Source organism: Tautonia plasticadhaerens (assembly GCF_007752535.1).
GTDB classification, from domain to species: domain Bacteria; phylum Planctomycetota; class Planctomycetia; order Isosphaerales; family Isosphaeraceae; genus Tautonia; species Tautonia plasticadhaerens.
This window is the reverse complement of the sequence record NZ_CP036426.1, coordinates 8,016,790-8,039,769: the sequence shown is the minus strand read 5'-3', so window position 1 is coordinate 8,039,769 and position 22,980 is coordinate 8,016,790. Positions and strand designations below refer to the sequence as shown.

General features: G+C 72.5%; 15 protein-coding genes. 13 read left to right on the top strand and 2 right to left on the bottom strand.

The window, feature by feature from the left end:
• Positions 1–104 precede the first annotated feature (104 nt).
• From ElP_RS31965 to ElP_RS31920, 10 genes are all read left to right on the top strand, one after another.
• On the top strand, positions 105–2,021 hold the full coding sequence (locus ElP_RS31965) for a SulP family inorganic anion transporter (protein WP_197446535.1): 1,917 nt from the start codon (positions 105–107) through the stop codon (positions 2,019–2,021).
• 141 nt (positions 2,022–2,162) lie between these two features.
• Complete coding sequence (locus tag ElP_RS31960) at positions 2,163–2,897, top strand: hypothetical protein (RefSeq protein WP_145277214.1); 735 nt, start codon at positions 2,163–2,165, stop codon at positions 2,895–2,897.
• 1,007 nt (positions 2,898–3,904) lie between these two features.
• Positions 3,905–4,462, top strand: coding sequence for a hypothetical protein (locus ElP_RS31955; protein WP_145277212.1), 558 nt, complete (start codon positions 3,905–3,907; stop codon positions 4,460–4,462).
• Between the two features lie 576 nt (positions 4,463–5,038).
• Complete coding sequence (locus tag ElP_RS31950; RefSeq protein ID WP_145277210.1) at positions 5,039–5,497, top strand: hypothetical protein; 459 nt, start codon at positions 5,039–5,041, stop codon at positions 5,495–5,497.
• Positions 5,498–5,632: 135 nt separating this feature from the next.
• A complete protein-coding gene (locus ElP_RS31945; protein WP_145277208.1) occupies positions 5,633–6,865 on the top strand; it encodes a ceramide glucosyltransferase in 1,233 nt (410 codons plus the stop codon).
• A gap of 90 nt (positions 6,866–6,955) precedes the next feature.
• Positions 6,956–7,150 (top strand): hypothetical protein, encoded by a 195-nt coding sequence (locus ElP_RS31940; RefSeq protein ID WP_145277206.1) that lies wholly within the window; start codon positions 6,956–6,958, stop codon positions 7,148–7,150.
• A gap of 175 nt (positions 7,151–7,325) precedes the next feature.
• Positions 7,326–8,435: a fatty acid desaturase family protein gene (locus ElP_RS31935; protein ID WP_145277204.1), complete on the top strand. Its 1,110-nt coding sequence runs from the start codon at positions 7,326–7,328 to the stop codon at positions 8,433–8,435.
• A gap of 37 nt (positions 8,436–8,472) precedes the next feature.
• Positions 8,473–9,486: a nitrilase-related carbon-nitrogen hydrolase gene (locus tag ElP_RS31930; RefSeq protein WP_145277202.1), complete on the top strand. Its 1,014-nt coding sequence runs from the start codon at positions 8,473–8,475 to the stop codon at positions 9,484–9,486.
• Between the two features lie 432 nt (positions 9,487–9,918).
• The gene (locus ElP_RS31925) at positions 9,919–10,353 is read left to right on the top strand and encodes a hypothetical protein (RefSeq protein WP_145277200.1); all 435 of its coding nucleotides are present in this window, start codon (positions 9,919–9,921) and stop codon (positions 10,351–10,353) included.
• A gap of 238 nt (positions 10,354–10,591) precedes the next feature.
• A complete protein-coding gene (locus ElP_RS31920; protein ID WP_145277198.1) occupies positions 10,592–12,469 on the top strand; it encodes a DUF4185 domain-containing protein in 1,878 nt (625 codons plus the stop codon).
• A 19-nt stretch (positions 12,470–12,488) separates the two neighbouring features.
• Here ElP_RS31920 and ElP_RS31915 read toward each other — a convergent pair whose 3' ends face one another.
• Positions 12,489–13,889 (bottom strand): neutral/alkaline non-lysosomal ceramidase N-terminal domain-containing protein, encoded by a 1,401-nt coding sequence (locus tag ElP_RS31915; protein ID WP_145277196.1) that lies wholly within the window; start codon positions 13,887–13,889, stop codon positions 12,489–12,491.
• A gap of 233 nt (positions 13,890–14,122) precedes the next feature.
• Here ElP_RS31915 and ElP_RS31910 point away from each other — a divergent pair, with 233 nt between their 5' ends.
• Entirely contained in the window at positions 14,123–15,667 is a 1,545-nt protein-coding gene (locus tag ElP_RS31910; RefSeq protein ID WP_145277194.1) for an EF-hand domain-containing protein, read from the top strand.
• 79 nt (positions 15,668–15,746) lie between these two features.
• Here ElP_RS31910 and ElP_RS31905 read toward each other — a convergent pair whose 3' ends face one another.
• Entirely contained in the window at positions 15,747–20,105 is a 4,359-nt protein-coding gene (locus ElP_RS31905) for a tetratricopeptide repeat protein (RefSeq protein ID WP_145277192.1), read from the bottom strand.
• A gap of 339 nt (positions 20,106–20,444) precedes the next feature.
• Between ElP_RS31905 and ElP_RS31900 the strand changes: the two genes are divergently transcribed.
• Both ElP_RS31900 and ElP_RS31895 read left to right on the top strand, forming a co-directional pair.
• Complete coding sequence (locus ElP_RS31900) at positions 20,445–21,329, top strand: HEAT repeat domain-containing protein (RefSeq protein ID WP_145277190.1); 885 nt, start codon at positions 20,445–20,447, stop codon at positions 21,327–21,329.
• 535 nt (positions 21,330–21,864) lie between these two features.
• Positions 21,865–22,815 carry an ABC transporter ATP-binding protein gene (locus ElP_RS31895; protein WP_145277188.1) on the top strand — a complete coding sequence of 317 codons (951 nt, stop codon included), beginning with the start codon at positions 21,865–21,867 and terminating at the stop codon, positions 22,813–22,815.
• Positions 22,816–22,980: the final 165 nt, after the last annotated feature.

Here is a 22,980-nt window from a genome sequence, read left to right as displayed (position 1 = left end):
TCCGGCCTCGAGGCCGCCGATGTCCCCCGATCGGGGGGGCGGCCGGTCGCGGTCCGGACATCGGCCGTCGCATGTCTTCCCGTTTGCCCCGGAGCGATCCCCCCATGTCTCTGGAATCGAAGGACGGACCCGGTCCCAACGGGTCGGCCGAGGGCCGGATGCGGCTCGACCTCGGTGTGCAGGCGAGATACCTGCTGGGCGAGTGGCGGATGATGGCCCGCCCCTCGAACCTGCTCCCCGACTTCCTGGCCGCCATCGCGGTCGCCCTGGTGGCCTTGCCGCTGTCGCTGGCGATCGCCAACGCCTCGGGGGTGGCGCCGGAGGTCGGCCTGGTGACCGCGATCGTCGGCGGCATCGCGGTGGCGCTGTTCGGCGGCTGTCGGCTGCAGGTCTCCGGGCCGGCGGCGGCGATGACGTTCCTGGTCTACGAGATCATCGCCGTCTGGAACCGGTTCGGCGAGGAGGAGGGCCTGGGCCCGAACTACGGTCTGACGATGATCGTGGCGGCGACCCTGCTGGCTGGCATCTTCCAGGTGCTGACCGGGTACTTCCGGATCGGACGGATCATGCAGTTCATCCCCCGCCCGGTGGTGGCGGGCTTCCTCTCGGGGATCGGGATCACCATCCTCTGCACTCAATTGCCGAAGGTGCTCGGTTATGACGTGACCCACGACGAGGAGGGGGGCGCCATCGGCTTGCTGTTCGAGACCTTCCGTCAAATCGAGCGGACGGAATGGCGCTCGGTCCTGGTCGGCCTGACGGCGGCGGGCCTGATGGTCGGGCTGCCGAAGGTGTCCCGGAAGCTGCCGACCCCCCTGATCGCGGTGGCGGCGGCCACGCTGCTGCCGATCGCCTTCGGCTGGGGGCCGGAGCGGGTCGCCCTGCTCGGCGAGCTTCCCCGGTCGTTCCCGAGGCCGACGATCCCGTCGATCCCCTGGGAGCACTGGAATGAGCTGATGCTGGCGGCCCTGACAATCTACGTGCTGGCCTCGATCGAGAGCCTGCTGTCGGCCTCGGTCGTGGGGGCGATGTCGCGGGACTCGAAGGTCGACAACGACCAGGAGCTGGTCGGCCAGGGGTTCGGCAACGTGGCGTCGGCCGTCTTCGCCGGGATCCCGGTGACGGGGGTGATCGCCCGGTCGGCGACGAACATCCAGTCGGGGGCCCGGACCCGGGCCTCGGCGATCCTCCACGCCGGGATGATCCTGGTGATGATGCTCACCCTGGCGGAGACGGTCGGGCGGATCCCGATCGCCGCCCTGGCCGGGGTGCTGGTGGCGGTGGCGACGAGGATGGTCGAGATCCGGCTCCTCGGCACGCTCTGGCACGGCAACCGGGCCGAGGCGGCGGTCTACCTCGTGACGGTCGGGGCGATCGTGATGACCGACCTGATCGTCGGCGTGCCGGTCGGGCTGATCGCGGCGGTCTTCTACGTGATCTACGAGATGTCGAAGATCGAGCTGCAGCCGATGCCGGTCGCCGGCCTGGGGGCGGGGGACGGGCCGGGGGACCCCGAGACCTCCGGCCGGTGCCCGCAGGTCATGCTGCTCCGGGTCGGCGGGCCGATGTTCTTCGCCTCCGGCTTCCACCTCAGGAGCATGGTCTCCCGCCTCGACGGTTACCGCTGCGTGATCCTGGACCTGGCCGAGGTCTCGATGATCGACTTCACCGCGGCGGAAATCCTGGAGGAGTCGATCGAGGACCTCCAGGCGCAGGGGACGGCGGTCCTGTTCGCCCGGCCGACGCCGGAGGTCCGCCGACGCCTGGAGAGCTTCACCCAGGGGGAGCTGAAACACCTCCGGGAGTGCGAGATCCTCCCCGACCTGCCCGAGGCGCTCCGGCGGGCCGGGGAGCGGCTCCGGGGTGAGCACCTCTGCGACCGCTGCCGGGGGGAGGGCCGCTGCCGGGTGATCGAGCAGTCGAGCCGGCGGATGGGCCGGGACACGCCGGGGGCCGGCGTGCCGGGCCCGGCCCCCGAGGCCGCGCTGAGCGGCCGGGAGGGGGTCCCGGACTCGGACTGATCCCCTCGCCGTTCCCGGGTTTTCGTCGACTTCCGGGGGAGCTGCCCCTACGATGAAAGGGATCGACCTGCCCCGATCCGACGCGGCAGTGCCCGGGTCGGGGGACGGGCCGATCCGGCACCTCGGACCGGAGGATCCCCCATGCGACGGCTCCTGTTCCTGCCGCTCTGGGTCCTGATCGCCGGGCCGGCAGCGGCCCAGGGCTTCGCGCCCCCCCAGTCGAGGGCGGCCGAGCCCGCCCCGAGGCCCCCCCGGGTCCTCGCCGGGGCCACCCGACCCGGGATGCCCGCCCCGGCCGCCGGATCCTTGCTGAACACGGGCGTGCCCGTCCCCGTGCCCCTGGGCATGGTGGAAGGGGCCCTCCCCGGTTCGACCGGGGTCCTCTCGGCCCGGGTGCCCACCTTCGGCGCCCCGGTGACGCTCCCCCCGTCGGCGGCCCTCGGCGGCACGAGGCTCTACACCTATACCAACGCCCGGGGGGGCCTGGAGTCGGTCGCCTACGATCCCGGCACCGGGGCCACGGTCGTCTACGACCAGACCCTGACTTACAGCCTCCAGAACCGCAGGGACCTCGGGCTGGGCGGGATCCCCAGGGTCGGCGCCAGCTCGGCCGCCGGAATTATCAACAACCCGAGCTTCAGCCTCCAGCCCGGCCAGGCCGTGCCCGCCTCGGGCATCCCGCTGCTGAACCAGGCGTCGCCGTCGTACAACTACCGGTCGAACCTCGGGACAGGGATCGCCCCGGTCGTCCCCGCCACCCCCTCCCCCTTCGGCGGGACCGGGCTGGGCTCGTTCGGCTCGGCCCCCGCCCCCGGCATCGGCGGCCCGTCCTCGTCGTTCGGCTCGGCCCCCTCCCCCTCGGTCGGCGTTCCCTGACCGGCGGCCCCGGGGTCCCTCCGGCCTCGTGCCGCTCACCTGACCCGAGCCGGGCCCCCGGGGGGCCGTAAGACCAAGGCGATCCAGGACCGGGACGGGCTCGGTGCGCCCCGGTGCGCCGGGCTTGATTTCGCCGTTTTCCTTGTGGCGAAACATGTTGTGGGATTTGAAATGGGTTCGCTCCGCGCGGCGCCATTCCGGCCTCCCCCGGCTACCGCGTGGGCGGCCCGACTTGAACTTCGCGGGGTCGATTTCGGGAACGGCGACACCCTCCTTGGGCCATCGGGCCGTCGAGGTCTTCGGAGCGGGGGCGGGGCCGGTCGGGGGCCGGTGCGCCGCGGTGCGCCGGGGGTGAACCGACGATTTCCTCGATCTAGTAACGAGTTGCGGGATCTCGATTGGGTTCGCTCCGCGCGGACGCGTCGGCCGGTGTCGTTCCGCCCGGATGACGCGTCTGGCCGACACGACATCCGGTCGAGGCGGGTGGGGGCGTGCGAAGGAGGGCGAACGGGGGAGGGCTGTCCCCGAGGGCGTGCCGCCGGGGTTGCGGAGGCCGGGGGCACGCCCTCGGGCATTCCCGAGGTAAGGCCGGCCTGAGCATCGATCGGATTGCCAAGGAACGATCAGCGATGCGACCTCGACCGGGTACGGTCGTTGCAGGAGACAGGGGGGGCGTCTCAAGGACGGCCCGTCCTCATTACTATCGGATCGATCGCCGTCGGCAGTCACTATAGCCGGCAGGAATTACCTAACCCGGATGGCCCGGGGCACCCGCCAGGACGACTGGGTCGGATGGGTTGATGGAGATTCGCCAGATTTCCTGATCGAACGTTTAGCGTAGATCCGGACAATTCGACCGATAGTCCTGAAATTTTGCAAAATCACTGGATCGCCCAAACTCTAGAAGTTATATACTGGAGCAGACCTCGGCCCGGGGTCGTGGCGAGCGGCGTTTCGGGCCCGGGGTGAACGATTCACGATCACGAGAACCCGAGGAGCGTGCAGCGATGTTCGTCCGTCGAATTGTTGGCGCCGCGGCCGCGGCCGCGGTGATGGGCCTGTTCGCCTCGTCGGCCGACGCCCAGTCGAAGCAGATGCCGACCGCCCAGGCCCCGGGTAAGGTCGCCCCCATGCCGCAGGCCCCGGGCAAGTCGGCCCCGGCCGCCGCCCCGCAGGCCCCGGGCAAGTCGGCCCCCCAGGGCTACCCGGCCGCCGCCCCGCAGGCCCCGGGCAAGTCGGCCCCGGCCGCCGCCCCGCAGGCCCCGGGCAAGTCGGCCCCGGCCGCCGCCCCGCAGGCCCCGGGCAAGTCGGCCCCCCAGGGCTACCCGGCCGCCGCCCCGCAGGCCCCGGGCAAGTCGGCCCCGGCCGCCGCCCCGCAGGCCCCGGGCAAGTCGGCCCCCCAGGGCTACCCGGCCGCCGCCCCGCAGGCCCCGGGCAAGTCGGCCCCGGCCGCCGCCCCGCAGGCCCCGGGCAAGTCGGCCCCCCAGGGCTACCCGGCCACGCCGGCCAAGGGCGCGCCGCAGGGTGCCCCGTCCGCCCCGGCTAAGGCCGCCGGCCAGTATTGAGCGCCGCCGATTCGCCGGCCCGTCCTTCTGACCGAGATCGACCGTCACTCCCGCCCAGGCCTCGGGGATCTGCCCCGGAGCCTGGGCGTCCTCGTTTTTCGGGGCGGGCGTATCGATCGGAAATCGGCCGCCGTCTCGTCGAAGAGCCCGGCAACACCTCCGGGGGAGGCCGGATTCGGCGGCGAGGAGGCCCGTTGTTTCTCCCCACGCTGGTCCGGGAGTTCGACCAGGACCGGGCCATCCGGGACATCGATCGTGTGCGGGCGGGCGACCGGGGCGGGATCTGCCGACGGGGGGGATGTGGGGGTCGGAGCCCGATGCTTGCCGCCGCGAGATCGGGGGCCCGGTCCCGTGCCCCGTCTTCCCCGGGATCTAGGAGGGGCGGCAGGACTCGGGCATCGGGATCAGCACGTCTTGCTGCGGCCGACGACCACCCCCTCCCCGGGGGCGGCGGGGTCCGGGGACTTGCCCCCCGCGAACGGCCCCCGATTGGGATGATTTTCGGTTGCCGGCGCCCGCCCGTCCGATATGATTGGGGGAGTCACCCGGAGATCCCACTTGCCTGGTGAGATCGGCATGATCGCATGGATTGTCCCCGCCCTGGTCGTCGCCCTGTCCCCGATCCCGGCCGATGAGGTGGCCGGGGGGGGGCCGGAGACCGTGACCCTGCGCGGCGAGGTGGTGCGGCTGGTCGAGGTGCTCGGCTCGTTCGGGGTGCCGGAGCAGCAGGGGCCGATCGAGGGCCAGGTGGTGCTGCGCAAGGAGGGCGGGGGGGTCGTCCCGCTGCTGTATAACGTGGGGAGCCGGGCGTTCTTCGAGGACGATCGGCTCCGCGACCGGCCGGCCGAGCTGGTGGCGAGGACGATGGAGGGCCTGCCCTACTTGCAGGTCGTCTCGGCGCGGGTCGAGGATGGGTCCGGCGAGCTGCGGACGCCCGAGTACTACTGCGACATTTGCACGATCAGCGTCCGCTACGACCAGCCCTGCCCGTGCTGCCAGTCGCCGATGGAGCTGCGGTATACGCCCGAGGACTAGACTGACGAGGCGGGCGGATCGGATCGGATTGGAGCGGTCGGACGATCGGGTGGCGACGCTCGCCACGGGGCCCGAGCCCCTTCCCCTTCCTTCCCTGCACCGTCGGCGGCGAGGCCCGCCAAGGATCGGCCGATCATGATAGACCTGAGCGGCGGTAGCCTGTTGCTGATCGGGGCGGCGAGCGTGGCCGTGTTCACGACGGTCGTCCCGGCGGTCGCCCTGCTGCTGATGACCCGACGGGGGCGCCGTCGGCACCTGGCCGATTACACGCCGGCGGTCTCGATCTACAAGCCGCTCAAGGGGCTGGACGAGGGCCTGGAGGAGAACCTGCGCAGCTTCTTCCGGCTGGATTACCCCGAATACCAGCTGCTCTTCTGCGTGGCCGACCCCCTGGACCCGGCGATCGAGGTCGTCCGCCGCCTGCTCGCCGAGTTCCCCGGGCGGGACGCCGAGCTGATCGTCGGCTGCTCCGCCTTCGGCCTGAACCCGAAGGTCGAGAGCCTGGCGATGATGGACCGCTTCCGCAGGCACGACGTCATCCTGATCAGCGACTCCAACGTCCGCGTGAGGCCGGAGTACCTCCGGGAGACGGCCTGCTACCTCGGCGAGCCGGGGGTCGGGCTGGTGACGAACATCTTCACCGGGGTCGGCGAGCGGACCTTCGGCGCGGCGTTGGAGAACCTGCAGCTCAACGGGTTCGTGGCCGGCAACGTGGCCTGGGGCAACGCGATGGGGCTGACCTGCGTGGTCGGCAAGTCGATGCTGCTGCCGGTGCGGGTGCTGGAGGCGATCGGCGGGTTCGCCTCGGTGCGGAACCTGCTGGCCGAGGACCAGGCGATCGGCCTGAGGGTCCGGCGGGCCGGCTACTCGATCCGCCTGAGCCACCACGTGATCGAGAACGTCAACAGCGACCGGGGCCTCCGCTGGTTCCTGAACCGCCACTCGCGCTGGTTCAAGATCCGCCGGCAGATGGCCGGGCCGCTCTTCGCGATCGAGCCGCTGGCCAACCTCTCGACGGTGGGCCTGGCCTGGGCGTTCTCGGACGATTCGGGGGTCGCCTGGGGCGGCCTGCTGGCGTTGATCGGCCTGGGGGTGTTCCGGGACGCGGCGCAGTCGAAGCTGCTGAGGGGGGAGACCCCCGGCTGGAAGGCCCTGGCCCTGAGCCCGATCAAGGACCTGTTCCTGATGCCGATCTGGTTCGACGCCCTGATCAACCCCCGGGTCATCTGGCGGGGCAACCGGTTGATCATCGGCCGGTTCACCCGCCTGAGGGTGGCGAGGGTGCCCAGGCAGGTCCACCAGCGGGTCCGCAACATCCGCCGCCTCCGCTCCCGGGGCCCCCACGGCCCGATGCCCCGGGGCTCCTGAGCCGTCGATCGCCCCACCCCGGTGCGGTGGGGCGACCTCAACGGGCGTTCGCGGTTCGCATCGCAAGATCCCGAGGAGACATCTCCGACCATGAGTGGCCCGATCGTCCGCAAGTATGGCTTCCCGAATTTCGACAAGATCTTCGGCCCCAAACCGGTGATGCACGGGGCCAACGACGAGTCTCCCGGGGCCGAGGACGGCAAGGCACGCGTCGAGGCCCCGGCCGTTGAGGAGCAACGGGCGAGGGGGGAGGACTCGGGAGGTGGTGGCGGTACGGCCCGCTGAGACGGCACAGCCCGAACCGGGGGCGACCCGGCCGGGGCGATCGGGTGGACGGGGTCGGGCCGGTCGGTCGAATCCAGCGATGAGGATTCGGGGTCGACTTTGGGACCCTTCGCCCGACGCCGGGCGGTAAGGCCGGCCCCGCCCGATCCGCCCCGCCCGCACCCCGGGATCGACCATGGGTACCGACGCCGACACCAATCCCGGTCTTGAGGCCGACCTGTCATGGGACCAGGCCCGGCGGGCGTTGCTGGCCCTCTCCCGGCCGGACGACCGGACCAACCTGGCCTGCATCGGCCGGGATTACGCCCTGCTCGCCCTGCTGCTGGCGGGGGGGGCGACGGCGGTCTCGGCGTGGTCGGCCGGGAGGGTCGGGGGGCCGGGCTTCGTGGCGATCGCGCTCCTCGTGGCGTCCGGGGTGGCGGTGGTGCAGCACCGGATCTCGGGGTTGGCGCACGAGGCGAGCCACTTCGTCCTGTTCCGAAACCGGCTGGCGAACGAGCTGGCCGGCGACCTGCTGCTGATGTTCCCCCTCGTGGCGATCACCCAGCGCTACCGGGCCGCCCACTGGGGCCATCACCGGCACGTCAACGACCCGGAACGTGACTCGGACCTGATCCGCCTGAATCACCCGGAGCCGCACCGGTTCCCGATCCCGAAGCTGGGGTTCTGGCGGCGGTACGTCCTGCGGGCGCTTTGGCCTCCGGCCGTGATCGGCTACCTGATCGGCCGGGCGAAGGCGGCGAACCTGGGGCCCCCGGCGGATTCGGGTGTGCCTTCGGCGGCCTACCGGACGTCGGTGGCGAGGCGGATGCGGGGGGCATACTGGCTGGCGGTCCTGGCGGCGGTGCACCTGGCCGGCGCCTGGCCGGTGTTCTTCCTCTTCTGGGTGCTCCCCCTCCTGACCTTCTATCCGATGCTGATGCAACTCCGAGAGGTCGCCCACCACGCCAACGCCCCCGATGCCGGCGACCTGACGAACTCACGGGTCTTCCGGGTCCACCCGCTCCTTCGGTTCTGCGTCTTCCCCTACGGACAGGATTTCCACCTGACGCATCACCTGTTCATGAGCATTCCTCATCATCGGTTGCCCGAGGCCCACGCGACCCTCGGCCGGTGGGCGCCCTACCGGGATCGGGTGGTGGTCTGCCAGGGTTACTTCTTCCGGAGGAGGGGGACGGGCGGGCCTTCGCTGCTCGACCTGCTCTCCTCGCCCGTGTCGGGCCCCTTGGCCGAGGGGGGGGCGGTCGACGCCGACTGGCGGCCGATCAGGGCGGAGGCCGCCTGATCCCCGGTCCACCCGCCTTGGGGAGGAGGAGGCGACGATGTCGGTGATCCGGGCCGCCGTGGTGCAGGCCGCCCCCCCGGCGTTCGACCGGGACGGTGCCATCGACCTCCTCCGGTCGCTGGCGATCGAGGCGTCCGCCAACGGGGCGAGTCTTGTCGTCTTCCCCGAGGCGTTCGTCCCGGCCTACCCCCGAGGGCTGGACTTCGGCGCCCGGGTCGGCTGGCGGACCCCCGAGGGGAGGGACTGGTATCGACGCTACTGGGAGGCGTCGGTCGACGTGCCCGGCCCGGCCTGCTCGGCGATCGGCGGGGCGGCGAAGGCGGCCTCGGTCCACCTCGCCGTCGGCGTGGTCGAGCGCGACGGCGGCACGCTCTACTGCGCCGTCCTGTTCTTCGGGCCGGGCGGCGAGTTGCTCGGCAAGCACCGCAAGCTCATGCCCACGGCGGCCGAGCGGTTGGTCTGGGGCTTCGGGGACGGCTCGACCCTGCCGGTGATCGACACCCCGCTCGGCCGGATCGGGGCGGCGATCTGCTGGGAGAACTACATGCCCCTCTTGCGTATGCACCTCTATGCGCAAGGCATCCAGCTCTACATCGCCCCCACCGCCGACGCGAGGGAGTCCTGGACGGCCACCATGCGGCACATCGCCCTGGAGGGGCGCTGCTTCGTCCTCTCGTGCAACCAGTTCGCCCGGCGGTCGGACTATCCGGACGACTACCCGATCGAGGGGGACCTCGCCCCCGACGCCGTCCTCTGCGGGGGGGGCTCGTGCATCGTCGACCCGCTGGGCCGGGTCCTGGCCGGGCCGGACTTCGACGGCCCGTGCATCCTCGCCGCCGACCTCGACCTGTCGCTCATCCCCCGGGCCAAGTACGACTTCGACGCCGTCGGCCACTATGCCCGGCCCGACGTGTTCCGCCTGCTCGTCGACACCCGGCCCAAGCCGGTGGCCTGCGAGGCCGAGCTGGGGACCTTCGATCCGCCGCCCCCGGCAGGAGGGCCCCTCGCGGGGTCGCAGGGTCGCGAGGGTGAGGGGGGCAACGAAGGCTGACGGGGCCCGGCGCCGGCGTTCGGCGTCGTGCCCGCCCTTCCCGGCCCGGAGGCCGGTTCGTCGACCCGAGGGATCGGGCCCGTCCCGCCCGAGGAGGGGTACCATGACCGGTATTTCCCCCGAGGTCGTTTCCGACTCCGGGGTCGCCCGGGGGCGGCACCCCCGGGGGCTCGACCTCTGGCGATCCCCCCGCGTAGACGACCGGGGCTCCTCGCCCGACCGTCGGCGTGCTTGGGCGCGTGAAGTCCGATCCTCCCGGTCCGTCGAGGGAGATCACCCCCCCGACGTGGGATGGGACGCCGTTCGCCCGGGGTAAAATGGTACGATGCCCGCAACCTCCGGGACGTCGGCGGGGTTGCCCGGGGGGGCCGAAGTGGCTCCGAAACCGATCGGAGGGCGGGACTCCCCCGCAGAGGGACCATGCCAGGGGGCGTGATTTTCTGCCGGATCGGCTCCGAGCGTCGCATCCGACGGCCGGGAGGAACGCCGTCGGACGACTGGTCGGCATATGGGTTCGGGGAGACAGTCCTCCCGGACCACTGGCGGGAGCTCGCCGCCCAGCTCCGGCGGGAGGGATGGCGAGGGGACGTGCCGGCGCTCACCGACCTCCTCGAATTGGATTTCCCGGTCGAGCCGGCGTTGTCGCGATCGTTCGAGATCCGGGGGGATCTCGAACGCCTCGGGTCGGTCCGGCTGGACGAGGGCGCCGGGGTCGCCGTCGAGAGGCTGTCCAGGTTCTTCGGCTGGGCGGTCGACTGCGGCCGGGAGGCCAAGGGCGACCCCGTCTGGAACATCCACGTCCGGATCCAGTGGCTCCGCCGCGACTCGCATCGGCCGGGGCCGGGACCGACCCGGGACGGGGCATGAGGTGGCACGACCCGCCGGTCGGGTCGCCCGGTCGGCGCACGATCCCGGCAGCTCGATCCCGTCGCGGTACCCGGGCCAGCGGTCGGCCCCCGCCCGTCGGCCCGGGCACCGATCCAGGAGATGACGCCGACACCACGCCGGCACGCATCCCGATGATTCCCACGTCGGGCGGGGGGGGCGGCAAACTCGCCGGGCCCTCGACGGCCTCGCTCGACTCCCAGCACCCACAGGATGACGCATGAGCCACGCGGCCCTGATTCCCTCGCTGCTGTTCCTGATCGCCCCCGCCCCGCCCGCGGTCCAGCGGGGCGAGCCGTTCGCCGTGGAGGTGGTGGACGCGGAGACCGGGCGGGGCGTCCCGATGGTCGAGCTGAGGACGGTCCACAACCTGCGATACGACACCGACAGCGCCGGGCTCGCGGCGATCGATGCGCCGGAGCTGATGGGGCAGGAGGTCTATTTCCACGTCTCAAGCCACGGATACGAATACCCGGCCGACGGCTTCGGCTACCGGGGAGTGCGGCTGAGGGTCGAGCCGGGGGGGGCGGCGAGGCTGGAATTGCCGAGGGTCAACGTCGCCGAACGGCTCTACCGGGTCACCGGGGGCGGGATCTACGCCGACACCGTCCGGCTCGGCCGCGAGGCGCCGATCGAGGAACCGCTGATGGCGGGCAAGGTGTTCGGCCAGGATAGCGTCTTCACCGTCCCGTATCGCGGCAAGCTCTGGTGGTTCTGGGGGGACACCAGCCGACCGGCCTACCCGCTGGGGAATTTCCACATGTCGGGGGCGACCTCGGGGCTGCCCTCGGAGGGGGGCCTCGACCCGGGCATCGGGATCGACCTGGACTACTTCGTCGATGAAAACGGATTCTCCCGGGAGATGGCCCGGATGCCCGGCGACGGGCCGACCTGGCTGTCCGGGTTCGTGGTCCTGCCCGACGCCGAGGGGAGCGATCGGCTCTACGCCGGCTATGCGAAGATCAAGCCGCCGCTGGAGACGTACGAACGCGGGCTCTGCGTGTTCGACGACGAGGCCGGGCGGTTCGAGCGGGTCGACGCCTTCCCGGGGCTCGACACGCTGCACCCGGACGGGCATGCCTTCCGGGTCGGCGACGAGCCGTGGGTCTACTTCGCCACGCCCTATCCGCTCGTCCGGGTCCCGGCCGACCCCGGCGCGATGGCCGACCCGTCGCGCTATCAGGCCTTCACATGCCTCGAATCGGATGGGGATGGCCCTCGGGTCGAGCGGGACGCCGGGGGGAGGCCCGTCTACCGATGGCGGGACGGGGCGACGGCCCTCGGCCCGAAACGGCAGGCGGAACTGATCGAGGCCGGCACGCTGGGGGAGGGGGAGGGCTTGCTCAACCTCCGCGATATCGAGACGGGCGAGCCTGTCTTCGCCCATGCCGGCACGGTGAACCGGAACGAGCACCGGGGCCGATGGGTGATGATCACCACGCAGCTCTTTGGCAGCTCGTCCCTGGGTGAAGTCTGGTACGCCGAGGCCGACTCGCCGCTCGGCCCTTGGGCCTTCGCCCGCAAGGTCGTCACGCACGACGACTACAGCTTCTACAACCCGAAACACCACCACCTGTTCGACGCCGACGGCGGCCGCCGGATCTACTTCGAGGGGACGTATACGCACACGTTCTCCGGGACACGGACGCCGACGCCGCGCTACGACTACAACCAGATCATGTACCGCCTCGACCTGGACGATCCCCGGCTGAACCTGCCGGTCGCCGTCTACCGGATGGGCGACGCGAGGCTGCGTCCGGGGCCGGACGGGAGGCCCGCCGAGCAGTCGATCGCCTTCTTCGCCCTCGATCGGGAGGCCGAGGGCACGGTGCCGATCGCCGAGCGACTGGTGGGCGACCAGGGCATGATCCGGATCGGCGGGCCGGACGACCCCGAGCCAATCTTCCACGCCCTCCCGGCCGATCTCGCCGACCCTCCCCCCGGCACCGCGCCGCTCTTCGAGTACCGGCACGACTCGGGTCACGTCCATTACGCGACCGAGGGCGACGAGCCGGGGGAGGGCTATCGGCGCGTCGGCGGGCCGATCTGCCGGGTCTGGCGGCGGCCGGGGCCGGAGCGGCAGCCGCTGTTCCCGTGACGGGTCGAGGCCCGATCGATCAGCGTTCTCCCCCGGGCTCGGCCCGGAAGGCGGCGGGTATCAGCTCGAGGACGGCGTCGACCACCCGGCCCTCCACGCCGGGGGCGAACCGGGTGGGCTGGCCGTAGTAGATCATCGAGCTGTCGACCTCGTAGCCGCCCTCGCCGAGCAGGCGGTCGGAAGCGATGTAGCAGGGGGCATCATTGCTGTAGGCGTTGATCCAGAGGCGGGCCGGGTCGGCGACGCGGCGGAGGTGCACGGCGTAGTCGACCACGACCTCGCCGGCCAGGAAGACCATCGCCAGGTCGTCGCCGAAAGCCCAGACCTGCACGGGGTAGCCCTCCAGGGCGGTCGGGATCGCGTCACCCCGGTCGAGGAGGGCGAGCATGGACCGGGCGCGTCGGCCTTCCTGGTCCTCCAACCCGGCCTTCACCTCCCAGTCGGCGCGGGAGGGGAGGTCGGCGAAGGGGAGGTCGACCCGGGCCAGCCCGGCCCGCGTAACCCCGCTGATCGGCGTCATGGGTCGCTTCAGGACCGAGGAGACGGCCCGGGCGAGGGATCGGCCGTGGGCCTTGGCCTGGGACAGTTCGCCGCGGGGCTCGGGGTTGGCGTCGGCGCCGCAGCCGATGGCGATGAGGGCGACGGCGCCGGGGTGGTCGCGCTCGATGTCCTCCTGGGCGAACCCGGCCCAGTCGCCGCAGATGGCGTTGAAGTCGCCGCTTAGGGTGGTGCAGTGGCAGGCGTAGGATGCGAGCACGGCCCGGGTGGTGCCGTCGGGGTCGGCAACCCGGAGGACGGGGAGGGAGTGGTCGACCGGGGCGTCGGGCGAGACGCCGAAGCCGGACCAGGTGCCGTCCCTGAGCACGCGGCGGTTGGCGGCGAAGCCGACCGAGCCGACGGCCCAGCTCAGGTGCCCCGGCCGCCGGGCTTCCAGGGCGGCCCGGGCGACCTCGGCGAGCTGGTCGGTCAGGCGGGCGGTGTAGCGGTCGATGCGGGCCTGCTGGTCTTGGGGCGGGGCCTCGGCGAAGATGAACGGGGCGACGTCGGTCAGGGCCGGGGCCGAATGCGTGTGCGAGGCGCAGATCGCCAGCCGATCCCGGGGGAGCCCGGTGGCGTCCGCCAGGCGATCGGCGATCTCGGAGGTGATCGCGTCGGAGATGCCGAGGTTGTCGACGGTGATCAGGACGGCCGGGCCCTCCCCCTCGTCGCCGCCGATCGCGAGGGCCTTGGCCCAGAGCGGATGCGTGACGCCGTCCGACTCGGTCGCTCGGTTCCCGTAGCCGGTCAGGCGGATCGGCCCCTCGGGCGTCACGTCGACCCGGGCCACGCCGACGAGGACCTCGGGCCCTTCGGGGGGCCCGGGACGGTGGCTCGGGAACAGCAGGGAGAGGATCGGGGCGAGCAAGGCGATGGGGCTCATCGGGGGGCTCCGGGGGGAGAGTGCCGGTCAATTGGCCGCGGGCGGGGCGTCTCGTCGTCCTCGATCGCGCCCTCGCCGCCGGCCTGCACGATACCCGGGGGGACCGGGGGTGTTCCATCGGGTAGGGAGGCGAGCCCTCGGGGACGTCGGCGCGGGCTTCGCCCCGGGGGCCGTCCCGCCGGTTCGCCGCCGTCCGAGCCTCCGACCCGAATCAAGGGGAGCGTCACCTCGCCATGTCGATCGCACTCATCGCCCTCGGCCTCGCGGTGGCAATCGGGCCGGACGACCCGGACGACCCGGGTCCCGTCACGTTCGCCGAGCACGTCGCGCCGATCCTGTTCGGAAACTGCACCGAGTGCCACCGGCCGGGGGAGCCGGCGCCGTTCCCGCTGAGGTCGTACGAGGATGCCCGCACGCGGGGGGCGACGATCGCCGAGGTGGCCGCGAGCGGGCTGATGCCGCCCTGGCACCCGGACCCCTCGTGCCTGCCGCTGAGGGACGAGCGGGGGCTGACCGCCGAGCAGGTCGACCTGCTCGGCCTCTGGGTCGAGCGGGGGATGCCCGAGGGGGATCCGTCGAGGACGCCGGCGGTGCCCGACTTCCCCGAGGGCTGGACGCTGGGGGATCCGGACCTGGTCGTGACGATGGACGAGGCGTTCGAGGTCCCTGCCGGGGGGCCTGACGAGTTCCGGACGTTCGTCTTCCGGCTGGATCTGCCCGAAGACAGGTGGGTGAAGGCGGTCGAGCTGAGGCCGTCGGCCCGGGAGGTGGTGCACCACGCCCTCTTCTTCGTCGCCGACAGCGAGGGAGCCCGCCGGCTCGACGGCGAGGACGGCCGGCCGGGGTTCCGGCGGATGCGGCTGCTCGACCTCAGGGGGAGCCTCGGCGGCTGGGTGCTGGGCACCCGGCCCCAGCCCCTGCCGGACGACCTGGCCATGGCACTGCCGTCGGGGACGGACCTCCTGATGCAGACGCATTTCCACCCGTCGGGGAAGGTCGAGCACGAGAAGGCGACGATCGGCCTGTACCTGGCCGAGGGGCCGCCGTCGAAGCGGCTGAGGGGGTTCCAGGTGCCCCCCGCGTTCGGGAGGTTCGCCCTCGGCCGGATCGAGGCGGGGGACGAGGCGCACACCGTGAGGGCCTCCCGGACGATCGACCGGGACATCGACCTGATCAGCGTCGGCGGCCATGCCCACTACATCTGCGAGTCGATGGAGGCGGTGGCGACGCGTCCCGACGGCTCGGCGATCGACCTGTTCCGGATCCCGGACTGGGACTTCGACTGGCAGGGCCGGTACTTCTTCGAAGAGCCGGTCCGGATCCCGGCCGGGACCCGGATCGACGTGACGCTCGTGTACGACAACTCGGAGGGCAACCCGAGGAACCCGAGCCACCCGCCCGTGGACGTGACCTTCGGCGAGCAGTCGACCGACGAGATGGGGACGGTGCTGTTCGGCTACGTCCTGGCCGACGAGCGCGGGGGCGACCTGTCCGGGGGGAGCGGCAGCCTCCTGGCGATCGGGAACGGAGACCGGGGCCGGTTGCGGGGACTCCTGGGCCGGTTCGGGAGGCGAGGGGGCACCGAGGGGCCCGGCCGGGCGGCGATCGATCGGCTCGACCGAAACGGAGACGGCCGGGTCGACCGGGAGGAAGTCCCAGATCGGCTCGCCCCGCGGTTCGACCGGGCCGATCAGGACGGCGACGGCGCCCTCGATCGCCGCGAACTCGGCGAGGCGGCCGATCGGCTGCGGGAGCGGACCGGGCCGGGGGGCGATTGACCGGGGCCGCAGGGGGCGCGATGGCCGACCCGACCGGGAAGACGAGGGGCCCCGGTCGGGTCGGCGGGGTCGGGCGGGATCACGTCGATTCGAGGGCCTTGAGGCGATCGAAGTCCTCGACCTCGGTGGGCTCGACGTCGTCGGCGGTGAGGCCGAGTTCGAGGGCCCGGGAGAGGGAGGCCCGGGCGTCTTCGGTGCGGCCGACGGCGTCGAGGGCCCGGGCGAGGTGGAAGTGGTAGATGGCCTTGTTGGGCTGGGCCTCCAGCGCCTCCTCGATCGTGGTGACCGCCTCGTCGTGCCGGCCGAGCCGGTCGAGGATCACGCCCCGGGTGTCGAGCAGCTCGGGCAGGCGGGTGCCCAGCGACTGGAAGGCGCGGTCGATCAGGTCGAGGGCCTCCTCGGGCTGGTCGGAGCACTCGCCGAGGGCCCAGGCGAGGTTGTTGAGGTAGATGACGTTGTCGGGCTCGCTCCCCAGCAGCTCCCGGTAAATCCGGATCTCGTCCTGGAAGCGGGCCGGGTCGATTCGGCCCTGGAAGTGGCGGAACATGCCGAGCATCGCCCGGTTGGCGGGGGGGCCGGCGGCGGCGGCCCGCTCGATCAACTCCTCGGCGCGGCCCATGGAGTCGGGGGAGGCGCCGGAGCGCTCGACCACGGTGAGCACCGCCCGGGCGCCCTGGAAGGAGGCCGAGGGGTCCTCGGAGGCGATGGCGGCCTCGGCCAGTTCGAGGGCGTCGGGGTAGGCGTCCCGGGAGGCGAGCCACTGGGAGGGCAGCCAGGCCTGCTCGGGGAAGCGCCCGGCGAGGTCCCGGCCGACGCGATCGGCGACCTCGACGGCGGGCTCGCCGAGCTGGACCAGGCGGCGGAAGGTGGCGACGGCCCGGGCGGTCGGGTCGCCGTCGGCCTGCTCGACGGCCTCGAAGTAGGCCGCCTCCAGCCCCTCGGCCTTGGAGCCGGCCTCGGCGCGGGCCTCGACCAGCCTCAGCTCCAGCTCGGTGAGGGCCGGGGAGTTGGGGGCGAGGTTCTCCAGGCGGTCGAGCTGCCGGGCGGCCTCGTCCACCTGCTCGGCGGCGAGGAGGGCCTGGGCGTAGAGGGCGACGGCGGCGGGATTGGTGGCGCTCAGGGCGGTCACCGCGGCGACCTCGGCGGCGCGCTCGGGCTGGTCCTGCTGGAGCAGGAGCTTGGCCAGGGTCTCCCGGGCGGCGGCGGCGAGCACGTCGCCGGAGGGCTGGTCGCCGACGAGGGCCTCGAGGCGGCCGACGGCCTCCTCGCGTCGGGAGGCCTCGGGGTGGCGGGCCAGCAGGATGGCGCGGGCCAGGCGGTCCTGGGGCGCCTGGTCGTCCGCCTCGGGGGGCTCGGGGCCGAGGGCGTCCCAGGCGAGTTGCCAGGAGGGGGCGTCCTTGGCGCGTTCGGCCAGCAGCAGGGCCTTCATCCGGGCGGCGGGCCGGGAGGAGGGGTCGGCCGCGAGGGCCTTCTCGGCGTGCTCCAGCGCCCGGTCGAACCGGCCGGCGGTCTGGTCGAACCGGGCGGCGGCGAGCAGGACGTCGGGCGACTCGGGCCGCTTCCCCAGGGCGGCCTCGTAGGCGAGCCCGGCGGCCTGGCGGTCGCCGATGGCCTCCCGGACCTGGGCCTCGAGCAGCTCGGGGGGGTCGACCTTGACGGTGCGCTTCATCTCGGCGATCGCCTCCTCGGCCTGCTCCCGGCGTCCCCGGGCGGCCTGGTAGCGGATCAGGCTGATCCAGGCGGAGGCGTCTTTTCGGTTGCGGGCCTGGGCGAGCAGGGCTTGCTCGACCTGCGGGGTCTGGCCGAGCCGGTCGAGCACCGTCACCCGCCAGGCGGAGAACTGCGGGGTGTTGGGGGCGGCCTGGGTGGTCCGCTCCAGGTAGTCGGCGGCGCGTTCGAGCTTGCCCTGGCGGATGCAGGCCTCGGTGGCGAGCTTGTCGATCTCGTGGTCGAGCCCGCCCGACGTGAGCCGGGGGAGGTCGTCGATGGCGGCGAAGTCGTCGAGCTGCACGAGCACGTCGATCATCGGCGCCGTGGCCTTGCGCTCGCCCAAATCCCGGGCTTGCCGGAGGTCGATCAGGGCCTTGCCGAGCAGGGCATCGGCCGTCGGCCCCTCATCCTCGAGCCGGGCCTGTTCGCGGTAGGCCAGGCCCCGGAGCAGCAGGGCGGCGGGCAGCTTGGCGGTCTGGGAGCCCTCGGCGAGGATCGGCTCGAGCTGCTCGAGGGCCTTCTTGGCGCGTTCGCCGCGGTCGCCTCCGGGGATCCGGAGCAGGTATTCGGCGTAGCCGAGGCGGTAGGGCAGGCCGGGATCTTCCGACGAGCCCCGGAGATCTCGGAGGGCCGCCTCGGCCTCCTCGGTGTTGCCGGTGTCGATGGCCAGTTCCAGCAGGGCCAGGGTCGGGGCGGCCGAGCCGGGCTGGAGCCGCTGCCAGGCGAGGTAGCTGTTGCGGGCCTCGGAGAGCTTGCCCCGGGCCGACTGCATCCGGCCGAGGGCCTGGAGGATCGGCGCCCGCTGGTCGGTCGGCAGGGTGGAGGCCCCGGCGACCAGCAGGTCGATCGCCTCCCCGCCCCGGCCGAGCTGGGTGAGCAATTGGGAGCGGAGGACGCGGTAGGTGGCGCTGTCGCCGGCGGCCTCGGGCCGGGAGGCCCGCTCCAGGACCGAGAGGGCGTCCGCGCGGCGGCCGGCCCGGACCAGGGTGTCGACCCAGGTCGACCAGAGGATCGAGGCGTCGGGGTGGGCCTCGACGGCCGTCTCCAGCAGGGCGACCGCGTCGTCGGTGCGGCCGTCGAGCATCTCCCGCTGGGCCTGGAGGGCGGTCAGGGCGGGGTCGTCGGCGAGGGCGGGTTGCTCGCGGATGTCGCGGAGGGCGGAGTCGAAGTCGAGCCAGGAACGCTGATTGGCCGGCCGGGCGGCCTGGATCGCCAGCAGGATCTGGAGCAGCGCCCGACGCAGCTCGGGGGACTCGGGGGCGGAGGCGATCCCCTCGCGGAGCTCGACCAGGGCGCGGTCGACGCCCCCCCTGGCCAGGGCGTCGACCAGCGCCAGCCGGGCCTGGGCCGAGCGGGGGTCGGCGGCGACGGCCGCCCGGAAGTCCTGGATGGCATCACTGCCCCGGCCGAGGATGAGCTTGCAGCGGCCCCGGGCGACCAGCATCCTCGGCTTGAGCGCCTCGTTGATCCCGCGTTCGGCCCCGTCGAACGAATCGATCGCCTTGGCGGGCTCCCCGGCCTTCTGCTGGTAGAGGCCGAGCAGGTACAGGTAGGTCGACTCCGAGCCGGCCAGCCCCTTGTAGCGCGAGACCAGCGGCGCGGCCTCGGCGAGGTTGCCGGATTCGATCAGGGCGTTGGCCAGGTAGAGGACCAACCGCTCGTTGGCGCCGCCGACGTTCTTGAGGCCCTCGCGGAGGCGGGCGATGGCCTCGTCGGTCTGCCGCTCCTGGAAGTCGATGGTGGCCCGCATCAGCTCGACCTCGGGCAGGGCCCGGGTGCGGTCGGGGAGCCGATCGAGCAGGCCCCGGGCCGCCGGGACGTCGCCGCGGTCCAGGGCGTCGGTGGCGGCGGCCATGACCACGGCCGTGTCGTCCGGGGCCAGCTCGACGGCCTTGTTCAGGGCCTCGGTGGCCTTCCCCGGCGCCTTGGAATGGGCGTAGTGGCGGTAGACGGCCAGCCAGGAGTCGGCCGAGTCCGGGGCGGCCCTGGCCAGCTCCTCGAGCACCTGATCGGCCTTCTCCGGCCGTCCGAGCCGGTCCCGGTAAGCCCGCGCCAGCCGCTCGGCGGCGACCCGGTCGGCCGGATCCCGGGCCAGGGCCTTCTCGTAGGACTCGACGGCCGTGGCCCTCAGCCGCGCGTCGTCCTTGCCGGCGACCCCCTCCTGGGCGATGGCCAGCAGGCGGTGGGCCTCGGCGTCGTCGGCGCCCCGGGCGATCAGGTCCCGGGCCACGTTCGCGGCCGCCTGGTAGCGGCTCTCCAGGGCGACCCTCTGGTCGGCCTCCCGGAAGCTGAATCGGGAGAAGTCGGAGGTGGTCAGCTCGGTCCGGAGGATATACAGCTCGATCAGCCGGCGCCGGTTCTGCTGCGGATCCTCGGCCACGGCCCCCTCGGGGTCGAGCCGGAGCAGCCGCTCGTTGCTGGCGATGGCCGGGTCGATCCTGCCGAAGTCGCCGCGCCGGAGCACCGCCTCGGAGAGCAGCGTCGCATAGCGGTCGAGCACCTCGACGTCGTCGGGATTCTTGGAGAGGAAGCGCTCCAGGTGCCGCAGGGCCATCCCGGGGTTGTCCCCCTCGATCAGATCCCGAGACTGCGTCAACACCTGGTCACGTACCCGGTCCTGGAAGACCCCGGCCGCCAGCAGGCCGCCGCCGACGAGGACCAGGACGACGATCGCCGTCCCGATCACCGCCTTGACGTTCAGTCGCTGTTTTGATCGCGATCGTCCCACCTCTCGGTCCTCCGGCTGGGTGCGTGCGTCTCGGTCGTTCATCAGCGGGCAGGGCGCCGGGCTCGGCTCGGGTGCGGGGCTGACGCCATGGCTATCCACAAACTACGTCCCTCTCGATCGTAGTGTGTCGGCTCGCCATTTTCTCCCTCATTTGCGTGACCGCCCTCCCCTCGGGCCCGCCGGCCCCCCGAGGGACGCCCGGGGCCGGGGAGGGGGGAAGGATTGGTTCTCTCGGGTGTTTGCAAAGTGTAGGATGAATGGGTTAAATTGGTCGTGTCGATTGTGGCGTGAGATCGACCCCCGACCGGGACGGGACGACCTCGTCCGAGGAGCACACCGATGACCGGCGCGATCGCCTGCTCGACGGTCCTGGCGGCCCAGCTTGCCGTCGGCGGCCTGGGTCTGTTCGACTGCCTGAAGGCGAAACATGACCGCGACGACCACCGCTACGACGGGCCGGGGTGCTGCCGGTCGTGCCTCTCCGAATACCGGGAGGTGCAGGGGTTGCTGGTCGTGATGCAGCGGCACCCGAGCTGGAAGGAGCGGGACGACGCCGCCCACGACCTCCGGGACTTCGACTGGCGGTGCCACCCCGACCTGGCCCCGACCCTGGCCTCCGCGATGCTCGGCGACTGTCACGAGGAGGTCCGCGAGGAGGCGGCCGAGACGCTGGCCAGGCTCGCCCCCCGCGACGGGATGGCCCACCTGGCACTCCGGCAGGCGGCCCACTCCGACCCAGACCACGCGACCCGGAAATGGGCCCGCCGGGCGCTCGACAGGCTCGACGACCGGTGCCTGACCGATTGCCCGATCTGCGGCCCGGTCACTCCGGTCGAGCCGACGGGGTTCGCCTCGCCGGTGCCGACCGGGTACGACGTCGAGGTCGAGGTGCTGCCGCCGGCCCGAGGCCCCCGGATTCACGGCGACGTACCGTTCGACCTCTCGCTTCCGCTTGAGGAGCGATCTGAGTGGTCGACCCCGGCCCCTGCGTTGCCGGGGGGGGTGGATCCGGTCGACCCCGGGCCGCAGCCCGGCCTGCTGCCGCCGGCCCTGGCGCCGCCGGACGGGCCGATCGAGATCCTCCCCCCGGCCGAGCCTCCCCCGCCGGTTCCCCCGGCCGTGTCCCCCTTCGGCGCCTCCCGGGACCGAGCCGGGCCGGTCACCCGGGCACTGTCCCGGGCCGGGGGGCCGACCCGGCCCTTCGCGGTCGGCCGCCCCCGGTGATCGGTCGGCCCTCCGGCGGTTGGTCGATCACGAGCCGGGTGGCGGCGTGCCGATCGGGCCGATCGGGGGGCAGGCGGATTGCCGGGACGGCGTGAGGGTCATTATGTTAGAGTTCGTCCGTGGCCCGGGAGGCGGATGGGCTTGACGGCCGTCCCCCGCCTCGTGCCGAGGGCCGGCCGCCCCGCCGCGGTCGACGACTCCGGTTTCCCTCGGCGACCGAACCGGGAGCCGGGTTCCGTCGTAGGAGTCGTGATTCCCCCCAAGAATACGCTCCGGCCGGGATCCGGGCCCTGCGCCCGGGACCGAACCGGCGGCCCGGCCCATCCGTCGCGATGGCCCGGGGGGGACGATCGACTCGACACTCCTCGACCCGCTCCCGGCCCCGTTCGGTCCCGATTGCATCCGATCCGTCCTCTCCCCGGCCCGTACTCGGGCCGAATCGCCTCGAATCGAACGGTCCCGCGAGACGCCTCGGCCCCACGGGTCGGGCGGATCCCGACGCTCTCATCCGATCCTCGCAGCAGGGCGCCTTGCGATGAACTCCGACGTGATCCTCGAGACCCGGAACCTGACGAAGGTCTACCGCGACTTCTGGGGGCGCCCCAAGGTGCTGGCCCTCAAGGCCCTGGACCTCCAGGTCCGGCGCGGCGAGATCTTCGGCCTGCTCGGGCCCAACGGCTCGGGCAAGACCACCACGATCAAGCTGCTGCTGGGCCTGCTCTTCCCCACCGAGGGGGAAGCCTTCCTGATGGGGGAGCCGGCCACCAATGTGGCAAAGAATGAGCGGATCGGCTACCTGCCCGAGGAGTCGTACCTCTACAAGTTCCTCAACGCCGAGGAGACGCTGCACTTCTACGGCCGGCTGTTCAAGCTGGACAACGCCGAACGGAAGAAGCGGGTCGACCAGCTGATCGACATGGTCGGCCTCTCGGCGGCCAAGCACCGGCAGATCCGGGAGTACTCCAAGGGCATGCAGCGCCGGATCGGCCTGGCCCAGGCGCTGATCAACGACCCGGAGCTGATCCTGCTGGACGAGCCGACCTCCGGGCTCGACCCGATCGGCACCTCCGAGATCAAGGACCGGATCCGGGAGCTGAAGGACCGGGGCAAGACGGTGGTGCTCTCCGGCCACCTGCTGGCCGACATGCAGGACATCTGCGACCGGATCGCCATCCTCCACCGGGGCGAGCTGAAGGAGCTGGGGAAGGTCAGAGACCTGCTCACCGTGCAGGACGTCACCCAGATCAAGACCAGGGATCTGCCCGAGGCGGCCGTCGCGGAGATCGAGGCCGTCATCCGCCGCCACGGCGGCGAGCTGCTGGCCGTCGACCACCCGACGACCACGCTGGAAGAGCTGTTCCTGCGGATCGTCCGGGACAGCGAGCTGCACCCGGGCCGCCGTCGGGTCGGCGATCGGCCGGGCATGCCCGCCGACGGCGACGGCGACGGCTCGGCCGCGGCGACCCCCGCCGGCAAGGCATCCTGACTCGGGGGCGGCCGGGGGACGGATCCGGGCCGAGAGGCCCGATCGCGGGCGGGGGAGCGGCCGATCCCGGCCGACGACCGACCGACCGATCCGGCACCCGGGCCCCCCGATCGCTCCGACGGCCGACCTCGACCTGATCCCGTCCTCATCCGCTTCTGGAGTCTC

Excerpts from the sequence above, each read along its gene's own strand:
- ElP_RS31960 (WP_145277214.1), top strand. The coding sequence starts at position 2,163 with ATGCGACGGCTCCTGTTCCTGCCGCTCTGGGTCCTGATCGCCGGGCCG.
- ElP_RS31945 (WP_145277208.1), top strand. The coding sequence starts at position 5,633 with ATGATAGACCTGAGCGGCGGTAGCCTGTTGCTGATCGGGGCGGCGAGC.
- ElP_RS31965 (WP_197446535.1), top strand. The coding sequence starts at position 105 with ATGTCTCTGGAATCGAAGGACGGACCCGGTCCCAACGGGTCGGCCGAG.
- ElP_RS31920 (WP_145277198.1), top strand. The coding sequence starts at position 10,592 with ATGAGCCACGCGGCCCTGATTCCCTCGCTGCTGTTCCTGATCGCCCCC.
- ElP_RS31930 (WP_145277202.1), top strand. The coding sequence starts at position 8,473 with ATGTCGGTGATCCGGGCCGCCGTGGTGCAGGCCGCCCCCCCGGCGTTC.
- ElP_RS31950 (WP_145277210.1), top strand. The coding sequence starts at position 5,039 with ATGATCGCATGGATTGTCCCCGCCCTGGTCGTCGCCCTGTCCCCGATC.
- ElP_RS31915 (WP_145277196.1), bottom strand. The coding sequence starts at position 13,889 with ATGAGCCCCATCGCCTTGCTCGCCCCGATCCTCTCCCTGCTGTTCCCG.
- ElP_RS31895 (WP_145277188.1), top strand. The coding sequence starts at position 21,865 with ATGAACTCCGACGTGATCCTCGAGACCCGGAACCTGACGAAGGTCTAC.
- ElP_RS31940 (WP_145277206.1), top strand. The coding sequence starts at position 6,956 with ATGAGTGGCCCGATCGTCCGCAAGTATGGCTTCCCGAATTTCGACAAG.
- ElP_RS31910 (WP_145277194.1), top strand. The coding sequence starts at position 14,123 with ATGTCGATCGCACTCATCGCCCTCGGCCTCGCGGTGGCAATCGGGCCG.
- ElP_RS31935 (WP_145277204.1), top strand. The coding sequence starts at position 7,326 with ATGGGTACCGACGCCGACACCAATCCCGGTCTTGAGGCCGACCTGTCA.
- ElP_RS31955 (WP_145277212.1), top strand. The coding sequence starts at position 3,905 with ATGTTCGTCCGTCGAATTGTTGGCGCCGCGGCCGCGGCCGCGGTGATG.
- ElP_RS31900 (WP_145277190.1), top strand. The coding sequence starts at position 20,445 with ATGACCGGCGCGATCGCCTGCTCGACGGTCCTGGCGGCCCAGCTTGCC.